The sequence below is a fragment of the Paenibacillus allorhizosphaerae genome, assembly GCF_042659105.1.
GTDB lineage: Bacteria > Bacillota > Bacilli > Paenibacillales > NBRC-103111 > Paenibacillus_G > Paenibacillus_G allorhizosphaerae.
In genome coordinates, this window is the sequence record NZ_JBHSRV010000002.1 from 490,080 (window position 1) to 508,408 (window position 18,329).

16 protein-coding genes, 1 pseudogene and 1 riboswitch are annotated in these 18,329 nt (G+C 54.3%); of the genes and pseudogenes, 14 read left to right on the top strand and 3 right to left on the bottom strand.

Going from position 1 to position 18,329, the window contains the following annotated elements; all coding sequences use genetic code 11:
* Positions 1-49: 49 nt before the first annotated feature.
* Positions 50-1,030, bottom strand: a complete 981-nt coding sequence (locus tag ACFQI7_RS10765; RefSeq protein ID WP_218099256.1) for a Gfo/Idh/MocA family protein — start codon at positions 1,028-1,030, stop codon at positions 50-52.
* Positions 1,031-1,171: 141 nt separating this feature from the next.
* A riboswitch (cyclic di-GMP riboswitch) is annotated at positions 1,172-1,254 on the top strand.
* A gap of 85 nt (positions 1,255-1,339) precedes the next feature.
* On the opposite strand from ACFQI7_RS10765, the gene ACFQI7_RS10770 reads away from it, so the two are divergent.
* From ACFQI7_RS10770 to ACFQI7_RS10795, 6 genes are all read left to right on the top strand, one after another.
* The gene (locus ACFQI7_RS10770; RefSeq protein ID WP_218091905.1) at positions 1,340-1,702 is read left to right on the top strand and encodes a response regulator; all 363 of its coding nucleotides are present in this window, start codon (positions 1,340-1,342) and stop codon (positions 1,700-1,702) included.
* Positions 1,703-1,845: 143 nt separating this feature from the next.
* Complete coding sequence (locus ACFQI7_RS10775; RefSeq protein WP_218099255.1) at positions 1,846-2,535, top strand: metal-dependent hydrolase; 690 nt, start codon at positions 1,846-1,848, stop codon at positions 2,533-2,535.
* 20 nt (positions 2,536-2,555) lie between these two features.
* Positions 2,556-3,002, top strand: a complete 447-nt coding sequence (locus ACFQI7_RS10780; protein WP_218099254.1) for a GNAT family N-acetyltransferase — start codon at positions 2,556-2,558, stop codon at positions 3,000-3,002.
* 230 nt (positions 3,003-3,232) lie between these two features.
* Positions 3,233-5,596, top strand: a complete 2,364-nt coding sequence (helD, locus tag ACFQI7_RS10785) for an RNA polymerase recycling motor HelD (protein ID WP_218099253.1) — start codon at positions 3,233-3,235, stop codon at positions 5,594-5,596.
* A 350-nt stretch (positions 5,597-5,946) separates the two neighbouring features.
* On the top strand, positions 5,947-7,713 hold the full coding sequence (locus tag ACFQI7_RS10790) for an ABC transporter ATP-binding protein (RefSeq protein ID WP_218099252.1): 1,767 nt from the start codon (positions 5,947-5,949) through the stop codon (positions 7,711-7,713).
* The gene (locus ACFQI7_RS10795) at positions 7,710-9,467 is read left to right on the top strand and encodes an ABC transporter ATP-binding protein (RefSeq protein ID WP_218099251.1); all 1,758 of its coding nucleotides are present in this window, start codon (positions 7,710-7,712) and stop codon (positions 9,465-9,467) included. Before ACFQI7_RS10790 ends, ACFQI7_RS10795 begins: the two co-directional genes overlap by 4 nt.
* A gap of 114 nt (positions 9,468-9,581) precedes the next feature.
* Here the strand turns inward: ACFQI7_RS10795 and ACFQI7_RS10800 are convergent, their stop codons facing one another.
* A complete protein-coding gene (locus tag ACFQI7_RS10800; protein ID WP_230414952.1) occupies positions 9,582-11,129 on the bottom strand; it encodes a sulfatase-like hydrolase/transferase in 1,548 nt (515 codons plus the stop codon).
* 239 nt (positions 11,130-11,368) lie between these two features.
* Here ACFQI7_RS10800 and ACFQI7_RS10805 point away from each other — a divergent pair, with 239 nt between their 5' ends.
* The 8 genes and pseudogenes from ACFQI7_RS10805 (at position 11,369) to ACFQI7_RS10840 (ending at position 17,317) form a co-directional block, all read left to right on the top strand.
* Positions 11,369-12,544 (top strand): DUF2087 domain-containing protein, encoded by a 1,176-nt coding sequence (locus ACFQI7_RS10805; RefSeq protein ID WP_218099250.1) that lies wholly within the window; start codon positions 11,369-11,371, stop codon positions 12,542-12,544.
* 228 nt (positions 12,545-12,772) lie between these two features.
* Positions 12,773-12,988: pseudogene (locus tag ACFQI7_RS10810) on the top strand (FHA domain-containing protein); the annotation flags it as partial.
* 9 nt (positions 12,989-12,997) lie between these two features.
* Positions 12,998-13,405, top strand: coding sequence for a winged helix-turn-helix domain-containing protein (locus tag ACFQI7_RS10815; protein ID WP_230414950.1), 408 nt, complete (start codon positions 12,998-13,000; stop codon positions 13,403-13,405).
* A 27-nt stretch (positions 13,406-13,432) separates the two neighbouring features.
* A complete protein-coding gene (murA, locus tag ACFQI7_RS10820) occupies positions 13,433-14,734 on the top strand; it encodes a UDP-N-acetylglucosamine 1-carboxyvinyltransferase (RefSeq protein WP_218099249.1) in 1,302 nt (433 codons plus the stop codon).
* 184 nt (positions 14,735-14,918) lie between these two features.
* Positions 14,919-15,395: a nucleoside-diphosphate kinase gene (ndk, locus tag ACFQI7_RS10825; protein ID WP_218099248.1), complete on the top strand. Its 477-nt coding sequence runs from the start codon at positions 14,919-14,921 to the stop codon at positions 15,393-15,395.
* A gap of 173 nt (positions 15,396-15,568) precedes the next feature.
* Complete coding sequence (locus tag ACFQI7_RS10830; RefSeq protein WP_218099247.1) at positions 15,569-15,745, top strand: helix-turn-helix transcriptional regulator; 177 nt, start codon at positions 15,569-15,571, stop codon at positions 15,743-15,745.
* Positions 15,746-15,749: 4 nt separating this feature from the next.
* Complete coding sequence (locus tag ACFQI7_RS10835; RefSeq protein ID WP_218099246.1) at positions 15,750-16,049, top strand: hypothetical protein; 300 nt, start codon at positions 15,750-15,752, stop codon at positions 16,047-16,049.
* A 152-nt stretch (positions 16,050-16,201) separates the two neighbouring features.
* Positions 16,202-17,317, top strand: coding sequence for an aminopeptidase (locus tag ACFQI7_RS10840; protein WP_218099245.1), 1,116 nt, complete (start codon positions 16,202-16,204; stop codon positions 17,315-17,317).
* 21 nt (positions 17,318-17,338) lie between these two features.
* On the opposite strand, the gene ACFQI7_RS10845 is transcribed toward ACFQI7_RS10840, so the two are convergent.
* Positions 17,339-18,196, bottom strand: coding sequence for an AraC family transcriptional regulator (locus ACFQI7_RS10845; protein WP_218099244.1), 858 nt, complete (start codon positions 18,194-18,196; stop codon positions 17,339-17,341).
* Positions 18,197-18,329 lie beyond the last annotated feature (133 nt).

Genomic DNA, 18,329 nt, shown 5'->3' on the forward strand with positions numbered 1-18,329 from the left:
TTTTTCACCAGGAGGCGGCTGCATCGTCTTGCTGCCTCCCCGTATTCCATTACAAGTTGCGGCCGCCCGTTAAGGCGTCCATGACGCGGCTCGTTCGCATCGCGGTTTCGCCTGTGCTAGGGCAAAAGCTCTTGCCGAGCAGTTGACCCACGATCGATTGAATGAGCGGCTGTTGAATATGGGCCGGATGCTCAATGACGCACTCCTCTTCTCCTTGCTCGCGGATGAGCCGGATCGGCGTTTCCCCGAAGGTGGAGAAGACGATCCGGCCTTTGCTGCCGACGATTTCGTTGCGATCTACCCGAGAACCGGTGGTGAAACACCAGGTTCCGGTACCGTGGGCACCTGAAGCAAACGTGTAGCTGCCGGTAACGATATCTTCCGCCTCGTACAGCCCGGCTTGATTCGAGGCCGAGCCATGGGCCCGCTCAATCGGTCCCAGCAAGAAATCGAGCAGATCCAGCGTATGGCTGGCAAGATCGTAGAAGTACCCGCCGCCGGACAACTCCGGTTTAATCCGCCATGCCGTGGAGCTTCCGCTCAAGTCATGGGCGCTCGGCTTCGCCAGATGCGTGGTGATGACGGTGCGTACCTCGCCGATCGCGCCGTCGTCGAGCCACTGTTTCACCTTGAGGAACCGCGGCAGCGCGCGACGGTAATAGGCGATGAAGAGCGGTACGCCTGCTTCACGGCAAGCAGCGATCATGTCCTCGCATTCGGCGGCGTTCATCGCCATCGGTTTTTCCACGTAGACCGGCTTGCCCGCTTTTGCCGCTTCGATCGCATAATTTTTATGGAAGGCCGGCGGCGTCGCCACGTAGACGGCGTCGACCTCGGGATCGGTAATAAGCGCCTCGGCCCGGTCGTACCATTTTGGAACACCGTGCCGTTTGGCGTAATCTTCCGCAAGCGCGCCGTCCCGTCTCATGACAGCGATAAGCCGCGATCCTTCCGCTTTTTGGAAAGCGGGGCCGCTTTTGACTTCCGTCACGTTCCCGCACCCGATAATCCCCCACCTGATTTCCTTCATTATGATCATCCCTCCGATGGTTGTTGACGTACAGTATAAACTCATTATACCAGTATTAGGGAGCAATGAATGGGTTAATCTATCATTTTACTTGTATTTTCTAGAAGGGATGCTATAATACAACTGGAAAATACTTTTGTCGGTACATAAAAGCAAACTTGGTGAAAGCCAAGGACGCAAAGCTAAAGGGACTAACGTGTAAACAATGTCAGCCAGCTGCCGAAGGACATGAGGATATAAGAGATAACAGGCCTCCCTTTTGCAATTGGGGGGGCTTTTCTACGTTTAGTGGGGGGGAGCTCGGAACACGTGAAAAAAATATTAATCGTCGACGATTCATTGTTTATGAGAATGATGCTGAAAAACGTGATCCAAGAGCTCGGATACGAAACCGTTGCGGAAGGAAGCAATGGTCTGGAAGCGCTGACATTATATGAACGACACAAACCGGATTTGGTGACGCTGGATATCACGATGCCGGAGATGGACGGAATCACTGCGCTTGGCAAGCTTCGTACAATGGACCCTTCCGCAAAAATTATTATGGTGTCGGCGATGGGACAGCAGGCGCTGCTGATTCAGGCCGTAAATATGGGGGCAAGCGATTTTATCGTCAAGCCTTTCAATAAAGAGCGGGTCATGGAGGCGTTCCGCAAAGCTTTTGCCGGATGACAGCCAGGTCCGTATGTAACATGAGATTCGCCAACGATTGAATCGGCGAAATTTGGAGTTTGGCGCATTCGGATAGTACAATGGTATTAAGCTGCTTGCGCAAACATAGTATTGTGATCATTTTGGAAAGCGAGGGATTTGAATTGGAAATTTGGTATCACGGACATTCCTGCGTGCAACTAACCCATGGCGGACATTCGCTGATTATCGATCCGTTTATATCCGGGAACGGGCTGGCTGTAACCAAACCGCAGGATATCAAAGTGGAGTACGTGCTGCTGACACACGGGCATACGGATCATACGCTCGACGCGCTCCCGATTGCGAGGAACAATGACGCTACCATCGTAGCGATTCATGAGCTCGCTACGTATATGGGCTGGCAGGGGGCCAAAGCGCTCGGAATGAATCTCGGAGGCAAAGTTTCCCTTGGGTTTGCCGAAGTGCAAATGATTCAAGCGTTCCATTCCTCCAGCGTCATTGTGGACCAGGAAGGTAAAATCGTATATGCCGGAATGCCTGCCGGATTTATTATCAAGTGGGACGGGATGACGATATTGCACAGCGGCGATACAGCGTTATTCTCCGACATGAAGATGATCGGGGAACGCAATCAGGTCGATCTCGCCTTCTTGCCGATCGGCGACTTGTTCACGATGGGGCCGGAAGATGCGGTTACCGCTGCCGAATGGTTCGGTGCGAAGAAGGTCGTCCCTCTTCACTTCAACACCTTCCCGCCGATTGCGCAAAACGGAGAGCAGTTTATAAGCCGGTTGGCGGAAAAAGGTATTGGCGGCCGATCGCTTTCGCCGGGCGAAAAGATGACAATATAATCGACGATAAAGGAGCTGCTTTGGTAGTGGAAATCATCAAGGTCAAGACGGATGAGCAGCTGCAGGAAGGTTTATCCGTCCGAATCGCGGTGTTCGTGGAGGAGCAGAACGTTCCCCGCGACCTCGAAATGGACGAGTTTGACGCTTCGCCGCAGGCATGCCGGCATTTTGTTGTACGCAATGATCTCGGAGAGACGATCGCTGCCGCGCGTTGGCGGATGTACGACGGGTTGACGGCAAAACTGCAGCGGATTGCCGTGCTGAAGTCGTATCGCGGCAAGGGGATCGGGCGGATCATCATCGATGCGATGGAAGCGGATATTCGGGAAGGCGGCGTACCGGCCGTCATATTGGATGCTCAGACGCAGGCGGAAGCCTTTTATCGGAAGCTGGGCTACGAGACGATCTCGAGTGAACCGTTCTTGGATGCCGGCATATGGCATGTACGGATGAGGAAGCAATTATAGCCATCAGAAAACGGAGGGAATCCTCCGTTTTTTGTTCCGACTGCTTAGGCAAATAAAAAAAGCCCCGTTGATTTCGGCAGCTTCCGGTGGTACAATATGTTTTGGTGTCTGCATCGCATTAAAACTATCTTTGCAGTATCTTCCTACAATAATTATAGCACCATCAACCCTCATTGTCAAACGTGAAATTCGGTTGTGGATCGTCACATCATTTGAAGAGGAGCGATAGGATGAGTATTACGGAACAAGATTGGAAAGCAGAGCAGGAACGGGTACATTCGGTAACCGGAAAAATCAAGGATCGCATCGAACGGCTGGAAAGCGAGATCGGAACATCGAAAGCGGAAGTCGTCGATATCCGCAAACATTTTTGGGATGAGGTGACGGTCAACCTCAGCACGGCGGAAGATATAACCGAGACGTATTTCAGCATGAAGCAGCAGGTCGAGGTGTTGTCCGAACGGGAGCGAAGCTACCGTCACGCCGCTGAAACGCTGCGCAAGCTGAAGCGGCTTGCCGTCTCTCCATACTTCGGCAGAATCGATTTCACCGAAACTGGCATGCGGCGGCCTGAGCAAATTTATTTGGGCATCGCTTCGTTTGCCGATGATGACGGCGAAACGTACTTGATCTATGACTGGCGCGCGCCGATCTCCAGTCTTTATTACGACTACCCGCCCGGTCCGGCGGCTTACGCAACGCCTCACGGAGAGATAACCGGCGAGATGTTGTTGAAGCGGCAGTATGCCGTCCAAAACGGCGAATTGAAGCTGATGTTCGATACCGGCGTGACGATCGGTGATGAGCTGCTGAAGCAGGTGCTCAGCCGCACTTCCGATTCGCAAATGCGGACGATTGTGGCGACGATCCAGAAGGAACAAAACCGGATCATCCGCAACGACCGCAGCCGCATGCTAATCGTGCAAGGCGCCGCCGGGAGCGGAAAGACATCGGCTGCATTGCAGCGGGTCGCCTACCTGCTCTACAAGCACAGGGAACAATTAAAGGCCGATCAGATGGTGCTGTTCTCGCCGAACCCGCTGTTCAACAGCTACGTCTCCACGGTTCTTCCCGAGCTTGGGGAAGAAAACATGCAGCAAACGACTTTTCAGGAATACTTGGAGCACCGACTCGGTAAGCAATTTCAGATCGAGGACCCGTTCGCGCAGCTCGAATCGCTGCTTACGGGAGCGGACGACCTGAATCAAGCGGCGAGAGTGAGCGGGATTCGCTACAAATCGTCATTCGGTTATTTGCAGGCGATTCGTGCCTACAAAGAACGGTTGGAGCACGAAGGCATGCTGTTCAAGGCTATTCGCTTCCGAGGAGAAGACATCGTATCCGCCGAACAATTGCTTGAGCGGTTCTACGAGTATGATCCGTCGATTCGGCTTACGAACCGCATCGTGCTCATGCGCGAGTGGCTGTTGGAGAAAATCGCCGAGTTCGAAGAGGCGGAATGGCAGAAGCATTGGGTGGAAGATGAGATCGAGCTGCTGAGCAACGAAGATTATCACCGGGCTTACAGCAAGCTGCGCCGCAGTAAGCGAGGGAGAGACTTTACTTTCGACGATTTCGACAAGGAGCGGGAGCTGCTCGCGCGAATGGTCGTAAACGAAAAGCTTAAGCTGGTTCGTCAGCGCATCAAACGGCTTCGGTATGTCGATGTACTCGGATTGTACCGGAAATTGTTCGAAAACCCGGATCGGATCGCGGGTTTGCAGGGCGGGGAGGAACTGCCGCAGGCATGGCCGCTCGTTTGCGAGCAAACGCTGGAGCGACTGGATCGGTTGGAGCTGCCTTACGAGGACGCGACGCCGTACTTGTATTTGCGGGAGCTGCTGCTCGGCTTCGAGACGAATACATCCGTACGTCACGTTCTGGTAGACGAAGCGCAAGACTACTCCCCGTTCCAACTCGAATTTTTGAAGCGGCTGTTTCCTCAGGCGAGAATGACGGCGCTCGGCGATTTGAATCAGGCGATCTACGTCCATGCTTCCGTACTGCATGAAATCGATCCGCTGACGGAGCTCTACGGGGCCGATCAAACCGAAGTGATTCGCTTGACGCGCAGCTACCGGTCGACGCAGGAAATCGTCCGGTTCACCCGCGGCATGGTGCCGGGCGGAGACGCCATCGAGCCGTTCAACCGGAGCGGAGAGAAGCCGGTACTGACGCTGACCGGGAGCCGGGATGACCTGCATGACGCAATCGTTCGGGATATCGAAGCGCTGTACGCTGATGGATACGAGTCCGTTGCACTCATTTGCAAAACCGCTGGCGAAAGCGCGGAAGTCTACGATGCGCTGAAAGACAGACTGCCGCTTGGGCTTATTACCAAGAGTTCGCCGTCTTTCGAGAAAGGGACGCTCGTCATACCGGCTTACCTCGCCAAAGGGGTGGAGTTCGATGCCGTTGTCATCTACAACGCTTCGAACGAGCAATACCGGACGGAAGATGTGCGCAAGCTGTTCTATACCGCATGTACGCGGGCCATGCATACGCTGCGCTTGTACTCGCTCGGAGAAGCGAGTCCGTTCGTTACGGCAGTGAACAAGGATACGTACGAGACGGTATCGACGGTCCGCCGATGACACCGGTCCGGTCGTGCATGAAAACCAAACCTCCGAGCCCGCTTTGAAGCGCGGATTCGGAGGTTTTTCACGAGTCATTTTACGGTTCGAGCAACTTCACGTCTTCGAGTTTATTCTTTACTCCGGCATATGCTTCATATAAATGAGGAGCAGAGGGATAGCGATAAGTGAACGGGGCGGGTGATAAGATCCCTCCCAACTAGCCGCGGAATAAAAGAAGGACGGAACGTTAAGCTTGGTATGAAATTAGCTTGCTTTCATTTTTATGAACCGTGATAATAGATCCATGTTGTTTCTGAAATTATGGTTATTGACATTGTTATTGTTCATAACATGGGGGGATCGGTACCGTGAGCAACACTGCGCAAAAAAGAAAAATACCGATTCGCGAATATACTGTTCTGCTAAGGCGCTACTTAAAGACGCAGCGGGCGAGTATCGTCACGCTCAGCATTTTGCTGCTCGTCGGCATCGGAATGCAGCTTGTAAATCCGCAGATCATCCGGTATTTCATCGACACGGCGCAATCACAGGAAAGCGCCTCGCCGCTGCTGTATGCCGCCGGTTTGTTTATCGGGGTGACGCTGCTGCAGCAGGTCGTCTCCGTGGTAGCGGCGTACATCGGCGAGAATGTCGGCTGGATCGCCACCAACCAGCTGCGCGGGGATGTAGCGGCACATTGCATGAAGCTGGATATGGGTTTTCACAAATCGCAAACGTCCGGCGTCATTATCGAACGGGTGGACGGCGATATTAACAACCTGGCCAACTTTTTCTCCAATTTCGTCATTACGCTGCTCAGCAACCTGCTGCTGGTAGTAGGGATGCTGGTGCTGCTGTTCCGTGAAAATTGGCTGATCGGAACAGGCATGCTGCTGTTTGTCGTATTCGCGATGTACGCTATCCAATACGTTCGCCAGTTTGCCGTTCCCCATTGGGGGAAGCTAAGGCAGATCAGCGCGACGTTCTACGGTTTTCTCGGCGAGCATTTGGAAGGCACGGAGGACACGCGGTCGAACGGTGCAACCGGTTATGTCATGCATCGGTTTCACCGGCTGCTGAGAGAATGGCTGCCGCTGCGGGTGCGCGCTTTTCTGGGCTGGGCTTCGATGTGGATTACGACGCTGGTTGTGTTTGCGATCGGAAACGCAGTCGCGATTGCGCTCAGTTTCTATTTGTGGCACAAAGGATTGATAACCATTGGAACGGTGTACATGATCTTTTATTACACGGAGCTGATGGCCAAACCGATTGAAAAAATCCGCACGCAGATGGAAGATTTGCAGAAAGCGGACGCCAGCATTGTCCGGGTGCGAGAACTGCTGCAGACGGAATCGGAAATCAAGGACGGCCCCGGCACGCCCATTCCGAAGGGAGCGCTGACGGTTCAATTTGAAGGCGTTCGCTTCGGGTATGACGATATAAGCTCTACGCTGGAAGATATCAGCTTTCGCCTGGAACCGGGGCAGGTGCTTGGCCTGCTTGGACGTACCGGCAGCGGCAAAACGACGCTCGCCCGGCTGCTGCTGCGCTTCTATGATCCGCAGGAAGGCAGCATCCGGCTCGGCGGCACGGAACTGCGCGACGCGAAGCTGCACGAGCTGCGCAGCCGCGTCGGCATGGTTACGCAGAACATCGAGATTTTCCAAGGGACGGTGCGCGACAACCTGACGTTTTTTGACGACATGGTCAGCGAAAAGCAAATCATGCAAGTGCTATCGGAGCTTGGGCTGGAGCGCTGGGTCGGCACGCTGCCGAACGGTTTGGAGACGATGCTGGAATCGGGCGGCGGAGGTTTGTCTGCGGGCGAAGCACAGCTGCTATCGTTCGCGAGGGTGTTTTTGTCCGATCCGGGCCTTGTCATTCTCGACGAAGCGTCTTCGCGTCTCGACCCGGCAACGGAGCAGCGCATTGAACTGGCGATCAGCCGGCTGCTGCAAGATCGCACCTGCATCATTATCGCTCACCGGCTAGCTACAATACAGCGGGCGGATCGCATTTTGATTCTCGACAACGGGCGGATCGCCGAGTACGGGGAACGGGTGCTCCTCGGAGCGGATGCCAGATCAAGGTACAGCCGAATGCTTCAGGTCGGAATGGAGGAAATGCTGGTATGACGACGTTCTCATTCTTATGGAAGCTGACCTGCTACCGGGCCGGGCGTTATTGGCTCAATGCGTTCGCCTGGACGTTGATTTATTTGGCGCCGATCTTGCCGGGGCTGTTGACGAAGCAGTTTTTCGACCTGCTGACGGGGCATTCGGCTTACGGCCTGGGCGTAGGCGCTCTGATCGCGCTATTGATCGGGGCGGCTATCGCTCGCTCCGCGCTGATCTTTTTCGGGTTCATTACCGACGTTCAGTTCCGGTTCCGCATCGGGGGGCTGCTGCGGAGGAACATGCTGAGTCATGTGCTCAAGGAACCTGGGGCCAAAGCGATTCCGTATTCGCCCGGGGAAGCAATCTCCTCGTTCCGCGACGACGTCGATCAGGTGGAAGAAACGGTCAGCTGGTCGGTGGACGCCTTCGGCATGACGATATTCGCCGCCGTCTCCTGCTTCATTCTGGTGCGGATCAATGCGGAGTTGACGCTGTGGGTGTTCTTGCCGCTCGTCGTCGTCGTTACGATTGCGCAGCTGTCTACGACGCTGCTGCAAAAATACCGCGCGGCAAGCCGCGAGGCGACGAGTCAAGTGACCGGCGCGATCAGCGAAATGTTCAGCACCGTGCAGTCGATCCAGGTAGCCGGTGCGGAAGATCGGGTGATCGGCCGCTTCAAGGCATTGAACGACCAACGACGGGAAGCGATGCTAAAAGACAAGCTGGTGAATTCCGTGCTTGACTCGATCTTCTCGAATGCAGTCAATATCGGGACAGGGCTCATCCTGCTGTTGGCCGCGAATTCGATGCGAAACGGCAGTTTTACCGTAGGCGACTTTGCCCTATTCGTTTATTATTTAACCTTCGTCACCCAATTTATCCAAAATTTTGGAAAATTTCTAACTTACTTCAAACAGTCCACCGTGGCGAAAGATCGGCTGCAGCAGCTGCTGCAAGGCGCTTCTCCGGAGAAACTGACGGAGTATCACCCGCTGCACCTGCGCGGGGCGCCCCCGGAGCCGGCCGCACCTTCAATGCGCGGAGAGGACCTGCTTGACCGGCTCGAGGTGCGCGGATTGACGTACCGCTATCCGGAAACCGGCCGCGGCGTCGAGGACGTCCAGCTGGAGCTGCCGCGCGGCTCGTTCACGGTCGTGACGGGCCGTGTCGGCTCCGGCAAGACGACGCTGGTGCGCGCGCTGCTCGGACTGCTCCCGATGCAGACGGGAGACATCCGCTGGAACGGGGTACGAGTCGACGCGCCCGGCGATTTCTTCATTCCGCCGCGCAGCGCCTACACGCCGCAAATTCCGCGGCTGTACAGCGATACGATGGAGAATAACATTTTGCTCGGGCTTCGCGCCGAGCCGGATCGCCTCGGGCAAGCGATCCGCGCCGCGGTGCTGGAAACCGACCTGGAGCGGCTGCCGCAGGGGCTCGAGACGGTCATCGGCCCGCGCGGCGTCAAGCTGTCCGGCGGTCAGGCGCAGCGTACGGCCGCGGCACGCATGTTCGTCCGCGAGGCGGAGCTGCTCGTGTTCGACGACTTGTCCAGCGCGCTGGACGTCGACACCGAGCGGAAGCTGTGGGAGCGCCTCGAGGAACAGCGGCAGGGGACGACCTGTCTCGTCGTCTCCCATCGCAAAGCGGCGCTTGCCCGGGCCGACCGGATCGTCGTTCTGAAGAACGGCCGCGTGGATGCCGCGGGCAAGTTGGAGGAGCTGCTGGAAACGAACGAGGAGCTGCGCAGCTTGTGGCACAAAGAAGACTAGCGGGAGCCAGCCGTCTATTTCCCGGGCAAGCGCACGCCTCGACAGCCTTCAACAAAAAAACGATCATGGCGGCAGCACTGCTGCCGTATGATCGTTTTTTTGTTTCCGTCCGTTTCAGCTGCCCGGAGGCTTATCGGTTACAGGCACTTTGACGATCCGCGATTGTCCTAGTACCTTCTTATTCGAATCAAGCACTTTCACTTGGATATCCAGACTTCCGGGAGCGGCAATTGATTCTTTCGGCAGCGACACGACCAGCGTGCCTTCGCTTTGCCACTGGGTCTCATAAGGCTTGCCGTTTATGAATGCGGTGCTGCCTTGTCCGAAACGTCCGCCGCTGATGTTCAGCAGCGTCTTGCCGAAAGCGCCGCCGCGTACGGGTACGGGCACCGTGTCGGGCGAAATTTTGTCGATTCTCGGATCGCCGTAGCCGAGAATATATTCGGACTCCGGCGGTGGCGGTGCCGTTCGTTCAGCCTCCATAATATGCGTTTGCCGCGCCTCGTACTCGTCCACGAGCCGTTTGTCGATCTGCATCGCTTCATAATGGTCCTCCGGCGGTATGATCGGCATTTTTTGCGACAGCTGATACAAGTAGTCCGTATAATCGCTGCCCTTGAGCTGTGCGGTATGTAAAATATAAGGGCTGAGAAACGAGGGGCTGATATGCAGTTCATCCTTCGCTTCGGGCGGCAAATAGTTGTTCCACACGAGCACGGGTACATGGTACATTTTTTCCAAAAACTCCGGATCGTCTTCGCCTGTGATGTACTTCGTGTCTTCGTATACGAAATATTGTTCGAGAGAGGGCAGATGATCTCCGAAAAATACGATGATCGTCGGCTCTTTCGATTGATTGTAATACGTCACAAGCTCCTGAAGCATGCGGTCGGCGCCCGACATCCCTTGGGCATACGTTTCTGCAATGCCGATCGTCGTATCCGATACGTTTCCTTGAACGGTGATCGTGTTACGCTTGAATTTCCCCGGCCAATAATGGTAATGATTTTCCATCGTGTCCGCGTAGATGAAATCCGGCCCTTCGTTTCGCTGACTTTCTTCAATAATCCGTCTTGCTACCGAATGGTCGCCCAAGTACGGACCGACATAATCATCAGGGTTAAAATATTCCTGGCTTATAAAGCGCGAAAACCCGAGGTACTTGTACACCTGCGACGAATTGGCGTACCAATGTTCAACCGGGCTGATCGCCGTCGTACGGTAGCCTTGGCTTGCCAAAATGCTCGAGAGCGAGGCCGTCGGCTGGTGGATGTATTTATCGTAAACAATCGCCCATTCGCGGAAAAAGCGCATGGAATGTCCGGTCAGCACTTCAAATTCGACATTGGCCGTGCCTCCTCCAAACTGGGGGGACAGCATGGTGCCATGCGTATACTGTTCCTGCAAAGAATGGAAAAACGGCGCCGGATCGCGGCTGAATTTTAGACCGGGCAGCCGGGTAATGTCCCAGAACGACTCGCTGAGCACGACGATAATGTTCGGCTGCCGCTTGTTGAGCTCCTCCTCCGTCCAGGTAGGTGGTTTCGGCACAATGACGGGCAGCGTAGGTTCATTCATAAGCAATTCGAATTCGGACGATTGTATCGTCAGAAGGACCATCGTCAAGATGGCCGTCAACATCAAACGGATGAGTTGCGGCATAAAACTCTCCTGTAGGTGTAAGCGTTTAATCGTATACTACTGTATTATATCATTCATGCTATCGTTGTCTACTTTATGGCATAATGGTAGAAAGGGCAGGTTGTCCGAATCGTTGCGTTACAGAGTCGGTACGGACGAAAGGTGCTGGGCTTTGATTAGATGATGGCAGCAAATTGACATAAAACAAACAAAACAATAAAATATCTATATATAACAAGATGAATGGTGGTTATGTTTAAATGAATCAAGATCATAATATCGATCCGTTATTCGTTTCCTCCATGCAGGAGTTGAAACGCGGGTACGGCTTGAGCGAAGAGAGCGACCGGTATTTTTGCTTGGTTTGCGGATATGAGACCGAGCAGGGCGTCATTTACGCGGCGCCCGACGGGTCGGGATACCGGGATGCCGAGAAGCAGATGAAGGAGCATATTGCGGCGGAGCACGGATCGATGTTTCATTATTTGCTGACGCTGGATAAAAAAAGAACCGGGCTTTCCCACCTGCAGCGGCAGCTGCTGCTGTTGTTCTATGAAGGCGTCAGCGACGCGGATGTTGTTCGCCGGACAGGGGCAGGCAGCGCATCGACGATTCGCAATCACCGGTTTGTTCTGCGGGAGAAAGAGAAGCAGGCGAGGCTGTTTCTGGCTCTGATGGAGCTGTTTCAGGAGAAGACCGGATCGGAAACCGACCGCGCTTCGAAAAGCAAAACGGCGAAGGGGCAGCATCCGGGAACGGTTGACGGTGAGGACGCACCGGAAGCGTCGGACGGGCCGCTTCAGCAGTGGCCGAACAAGGAAAGCAAGCGAAAAGAAATTGCCGGATCGCTGCAGCGCCGCTTTCGGCACGGAACCACGTACACGGAGCCGGAGGTCAACGCTATTTTGGAGCAAGTGTGGCCGGATTATGCCGTGCTGCGCCGGTATATGGTCGAATACGGTTACTTGCTGCGTAAGGATGATGGGAGCGCCTATTGGCTTCCGGACGAGAGCGGGATGAACGGCGTTGATGGCGTGGACGTCGTGAACGAACCCGATACGAGCAAGCAACGGCGCAAAGAGCTGATCGCTGCGTATGAGGAGAAGGAGCGGACGGGAGGCGTCTTTCTTCTTCGCAACAAGCGGAACGGCAAAATCGGAATCGGCTCGAATCCGAACATCGAAGGCGCCATCAACCGCATCAAATTCGAGCTTTCCATCGGGCGGCATCGGGATCCGTCGCTTCAGCAGGATTGGAACGACGGCGGGGAAGCGGGGTTTGAATTCGAGGTGCTGGAAAAGCTGAACGGCCGTGAAGGCAGCATGCAGGATGTGCGGAAGACGCTGGCCGGAATGGAAGCGACCTGGCTCGAGAAGCTTCACCCTTACGGCGAGCGGGGATATAACGGGAGCGCGGACAATAAGCAAAAAATATGACTTCTCCTGCATTAACCAATGGTAAAATCGTTACTGAGTTATAAGGGAGATGTTACTGTTAGGGTATTTACCTTCGGACTGAAAATGCGATATGATGAAGGTATTGGATTCATTTTCTAAAAAGTACAGCTTCTGAGGGGCTGCTAACCGGTTGCGGAGGGAAAGAAACTGGAAACATTCGCTTGTCTATATGTAATCCGGGGCGAACCGTTCCGTCCGGGCACTTGCCTGAATCTATCGGCGGACGAAACCGTTGTCGGCCGGGCATCGAATCATTTTTCGCCGGACTTCGCTTTTACGAACGCTTTTGTATCGCGGAAGCATTTTCTTATACGCAAGGAAGACGAGAAGGCTGTTCTGTATGACCTTGGGAGTACGCACGGCACCGAAATCAACGGGGAACGGGCCGTACCGAACAAGCCTTATCCGCTGCAGTCGTTCGATATTATTAAGTTGGCGAAAGGAATGACGGTGCTGCACTTTTCCTATATTTTCGCGGATCAGACGCTGGAATTCGAGCCGCTTAGCATTACGCAGCGTATCACGATTCCGGCAGAGCCGCTCAAGATTCATTGGGAGAAGCGCGAATGCGTGGTGGACGGCAAACGGATTGCGATGTCGGAGAAAGAATTCCTGTTGATTCAATTGTTGTACGATCGCGCAAACCGGCTGGTGCCTATCGAAGAAATCAAGCACAACGTATGGCCGGAGCGAACGACAGGAGCGGACGGCATGCCGGATGTAAGCATGGACGAGCTGAATGCGCTGGTTTATCGAATTCGCAAAAAATACGGCAAGGACACGTTTGTGATAAGCGCGGTCCGAGGCAGCGGTTATGTGCTGGAGATGGACTCCAAATAGCGAACTTCCGAAAGTGGGTACGATTGCATGCGATATATACAAGTGGAACCGGCCGGGGCGCTTCAAGGCTCCGTTCGAATTCCCGGCTCCAAGAACTCCTCGCTCGCTCTGCTTGCCGCATCTTGTCTCGCCGACGATGTGGTGACGCTGGAAGGCATTCCGGCCATCGACGATGTGAAGGTCGTCTCGCGCATCGCACGGGATATCGGCCTGGAACTGCGGCGAATGGAGAACGGCAATATCGTCATTGATCCGCGCTGGATACATAGCGCTGTCATCGATCCGGGGAAAGCAGCGGCGTATCGGGCGTCGTATTATTTTGCAGGAGCGCTGCTCGCCAAATTCGGCAGGGTTACGATCGGGTTTCCAGGCGGGGACGACTTCTCCTCCAGACCGATCGACCAACACGTCAAAGCGTTCCAGGCATTGGGCGCGAAAGTGGAATTTCGCGAAGATTATTACATGGTAGAAGCGGCGGAGCTTCGAGGCGCCGACATTTACTTCGATACGATTACGTCGGGGGCGACGATCAACAGTTTGCTCGCGGCGTGCAGGGCAAAAGGCAGGACGAATTTGTACAATGCGGCCGTCGACCCGGAAGTGGTCGATACGGCTACGCTGCTGAACCGGCTTGGCGCGCGCATCTTCGGCGCAGGAACGGACCGTATCCGTATCGAAGGCGTGCCGTACTTGACCGGCGGGGAACATGCCGTCATTCCGGACCGATTGATCGCCGGGACGTTCCTGATGGCGACCGGCATGAACGGCGGGCAGGTGACGGTGAAGGACATCATCCCCGAGCATCTCGGCTCATGCCTGGCCAAGCTGAAGGAAGTCGGATTGGGGATCGAAACCGATGAGAGCAGCATTACGGCTTACGGTCTTGGCCCCATTAAGGCGACGCGCATCCGCACATCGATGTACCCGGGGTTTGCGACCGACCTGCAGCAGCCGATGACGGCGCTGCTTACGCAGGCCAAAGGCAAGAGCATTGTCACCGAACGTGTATTTCCGAACCGGTTCAACCATGTGCCGCAGCTTCGCAGGATGGGGGCTGACGTAGAAGTGCGGAAAGAGACCGCCTTCATTCGAGGCGGCCGGCCGCTCGTCGGCGAATGGGTGCATGCGACGGACGTTCGTGCAGGCTTTTGTCTGGTGCTTGCCGGACTCGCAGCCGAAGGCGTCACACGCATAACCGGCGTAGAGCATTTGGAGCGAGGCTATGACGACTTGATCGACAGCTTCCGTACGCTTGGCGCGAATCTTTCGCTGATGGAACAGGAAACGGATCAGGATGGTCGTCCGGCGATCGGAATGAATGGATTTTAATATGAAAATAACGTTGTTACCGTACTCTCCTTGCGGAGGGTACGGTTTTTTTGGCTGCGGTCACTGGCCTTATCGGTCATGACATCGGACCGCCGGCTTATGGAAAAGGCAGGAAGTGGGCATAATGACATGCTGTAAGCGACATAACACAACAACTTCTGCTTGGATGGGAGCGTGGCTGCGTATGGAAAAAACGTATCTGATGGTGAAGCCGGACGGGGTTCAGCGGCATTTGATCGGCAAACTGGTGCAGCGTTTCGAGGAAAAAGGATTCCAGCTCATCGGTGCGAAGATGTTCCGGTTGACTCGGGAACAGGCTGAATACCATTATGAGGAGCATAAGGACAAGCCCTTTTTCGGGGAACTGGTGGCCTTTATTACTTCCGGACCGGTCTTTGGGATGGTGTGGCAGGGAGACAACATTGTGGCGCTCTCCAGGGCGATGATGGGCAAGACGAATCCGCTTGACGCGGCGCCGGGTACGATTCGAGGCGATTATGCGCTGAATACCGGCAATAACATTATTCACGGCTCCGATTCTCCGCAAAGCGCCGATCGGGAGATCTCCAACTTCTTCCGGCCGGAAGAGCTGATGACCGGCGATTATCCGGTCGGTCTGCCTCTCAATACTGTAACTGACAAGGTCATTCCGGTCCAATAGGCTGGAATGATTTTTTTTCGACGCACCCGAACGCCGTCTTTCGTTTCTGCATTTTCTGATGTAAAGCTTGCTTGACATAATTGAAAATGTAAAGTAACCTTTACGTAAAGCTGGCTTTACATTGGTGGCGGGCAAGACGAAGGAGGGAAGGAATGAACAACCGCTTTTAAGAGATGAGAGCGCGTAGAAATTGGACCCAGGAGCAGCTCTCGGAAAGGATTGGCGTTTCGAGACAAACCGTCATTTCCATCGAATCAGGCCGGTACAATCCTTCATTGGAGTTGGCCTTCAAGATCGCCAGGGCGTTCCAGAGCACGATTGAAGAGCTTTTCATTTTCGAAGGGGAGTGATCGAATGGTTACGGATTTTTGGGCATGGTTCGGTTTGTTGGGCGGAGCATTGATGGGTTTTCTCGGCTGGTGGGGAGGACGGCGCGCCATCCAAGGGAAGCGCGGGCTGGATGAACGATATGTGCGTGTATGGGAGCGGGCCCGGGCGAAAAGCTGGATCCTCACTTTATTCGGGATCTATGCTCTTTTTCTCGCGTTGTTTCTAGGCGTACCGCTGACCGCGGCGCCGGTACTCGGCATTATGCTGGTCGTTCATATGGCCGGGTGGGCTCTGCTCGGCACTTATTATTTGCTCCGAAGCTAGGCGATCAGCGCACACACTGCATCCTCCTGTATTTTCCAAGTTCAATATGGAACCGATGTTCCGACATGTTGTAACGTGATTTGAACTTTCCGCGAAAATTGGGTACATTGGAATGTAGATTGTTCCATGTTTCCGCTAAAGGAGAGAGATGAATGCGAGATCCAAGACTTAAACAGTTTGCGCACAATTTGGTGAGGTACTCCGTTGACCTGCAGCCGGGAGAAAATATTTTGATCGAAATGATCGGGCTTCGCGATCATGAATTGACCAAGTGTCTAATAGAAGAAGTGTATGCAGCCGGCGGTCACCCGTTCATCGAATTTCGCGATCCTTCGGTGACGCGCGCCCTAATGTTTGGCGGTACGAAGGAACTGTTCCAGCGCATGGCGGATATCGAGCTGAACCGGATGAAGAAGATGCAGGCGTATTTGGCCGTTCGCAGCGGCGAGAACATTACCGAGACGTCCGACGTGCCGGATGAGCAGATGAAGCTGTACATTACAGAGTACCAGCGCCCGGTGATCGACCAGAGAGTCAATCATACGAAGTGGTGCATTATGCGCTATCCGAACGGCTCGATGGCGCAGCTTGCGAATACGAGCACCGAAGCGTTCGAGGACTTTTATTTCCAGGTGTGCAATCTCGATTACAGCAAAATGTCGAAGGCGATGGATGCGCTCGTTTCTTTGATGGAGCGTACGGATCGGGTGCGCTTGGTCAGCCCGGGTACGGATTTGAGCTTCTCCATCAAAGACATTCCGGCGATCAAATGCGCAGGCAAAAACAATATTCCGGATGGCGAAGTATTCACGGCACCGGTCAAACTTTCGGTGAACGGCGTCATTTCCTATAACGCGCCTACTATATACAACGGCTTTTCGTTTGAAAACATCGTGCTGCGCTTCGAGAACGGCAAAATCGTCGAAGCGACCGGCAACGACACGTCGCGGCTCAATAACATTTTGGACACCGACGACGGTTCGCGCTTTATCGGGGAATTTGCGATCGGCGTCAATCCGTACATCAAGAAGCCGATGAAAGATATATTGTTCGACGAAAAAATCGACGGCAGCATCCATTTCACGCCGGGCAACGCGTATACCGATGCGGACAACGGCAACCGCTCCTCCGTTCATTGGGACATGGTGCTCATTCAACGGCCGGAGTATGGCGGAGGCGAAATTTATTTCGACGATGTGCTGATTCGCAAGGACGGCAAGTTCGTCATTCCGGAGCTCGAACAGTTGAACCCGGAAAATTTAATCTAAGGTTCAAAAAGTAACGCGCGGTTACGTACCGAAAGTTTTGCGGTATTGCAGCGGCGACATGCCGCTGACGGACTTGAAGACGCGGCCGAAATGCGTTCCGCTGTCGAACCCGACCTGTTCCGCTACGCCCGATACGGGCAGCTGCGTCGATTGCAGCAGCTTTTGCGCCTCGTGGACCCGCAGCCGTTGAATGTATTCGATTAAGGTAAAGCCCGTCGCCTCCTTGAAAATACGGCAAAGGTAATACGGACTGATGTGAAAATGCTCGGATATTCCTTTGAGCGACAACGGCTCAGGGTAATGCTCGTTAATATGTTTGACCATATCGGAAACTTTGCGGTGCAAGGTCGTGGGATGGTCGGCGCGCTCCCATCCTTGTTCCGCCGACTGTTTGGAAACATAACGATACAGCCATAACAAGAGCTCGGTCATCAGCAGCTTTATGCAGCCTTCTGATCCGGGCTCTTTGTTGTCCTGCTCGGTGAGCATCGCTGCGATCAACTGCTGTACGTGGGCCTGATCGCGGCCCTCCGGCCGGATAACCGGGCTGACGCCGAACGCGGACAGCGCGTCGACGTCGAGCTCGGCCAGCATTTGCGAGAGCCATGACGGCTTGAAGTTGATCAGCACCCGTTCGTGATGCGGGCTGTACGCTTCGGTCGTCTTGTGCAGCACCATCGGCTCGATCAATACAAGTTCGCCTTCGCGGACGAGGTATGAACGGTCTTTAATGAAATAATAGCGGCTTCCCGCTTTCAAATAATAGATTTCATACGAATCGTGCGCATGATTTTGCGGCATGTTGAAGCTGCCTGAACGCGATGCGTGTTCAAGCAAATACGGTTTTTTCGGCGGACGGTTCGGTTCGGTTTGAGTCATGCGCAAAACGCCTCCCCTTTCAAGATAGATCGATAGGGCAATATTTGTAGAAAAAATAAAAATGTAAGCAATTTATGTGCTGTTTACATGTATATATTGCGATATACTGCCACTATACCATACTCTTGAGGAG

Bases quoted from the DNA above. Each gene is read 5' to 3' on its own strand.
- ACFQI7_RS10830 (WP_218099247.1), top strand. From the start codon at position 15,569: ATGAGAGCGCGTAGAAATTGGACCCAGGAGCAGCTCTCGGAAAGGATT.
- ACFQI7_RS10805 (WP_218099250.1), top strand. From the start codon at position 11,369: ATGAATCAAGATCATAATATCGATCCGTTATTCGTTTCCTCCATGCAG.
- murA (WP_218099249.1), top strand. From the start codon at position 13,433: ATGCGATATATACAAGTGGAACCGGCCGGGGCGCTTCAAGGCTCCGTT.
- ACFQI7_RS10840 (WP_218099245.1), top strand. From the start codon at position 16,202: ATGCGAGATCCAAGACTTAAACAGTTTGCGCACAATTTGGTGAGGTAC.
- ACFQI7_RS10835 (WP_218099246.1), top strand. From the start codon at position 15,750: ATGGTTACGGATTTTTGGGCATGGTTCGGTTTGTTGGGCGGAGCATTG.
- ndk (WP_218099248.1), top strand. From the start codon at position 14,919: ATGGAAAAAACGTATCTGATGGTGAAGCCGGACGGGGTTCAGCGGCAT.
- ACFQI7_RS10765 (WP_218099256.1), bottom strand. From the start codon at position 1,030: ATGAAGGAAATCAGGTGGGGGATTATCGGGTGCGGGAACGTGACGGAA.
- helD (WP_218099253.1), top strand. From the start codon at position 3,233: ATGAGTATTACGGAACAAGATTGGAAAGCAGAGCAGGAACGGGTACAT.
- ACFQI7_RS10845 (WP_218099244.1), bottom strand. From the start codon at position 18,196: ATGACTCAAACCGAACCGAACCGTCCGCCGAAAAAACCGTATTTGCTT.
- ACFQI7_RS10795 (WP_218099251.1), top strand. From the start codon at position 7,710: ATGACGACGTTCTCATTCTTATGGAAGCTGACCTGCTACCGGGCCGGG.
- ACFQI7_RS10800 (WP_230414952.1), bottom strand. From the start codon at position 11,129: ATGCCGCAACTCATCCGTTTGATGTTGACGGCCATCTTGACGATGGTC.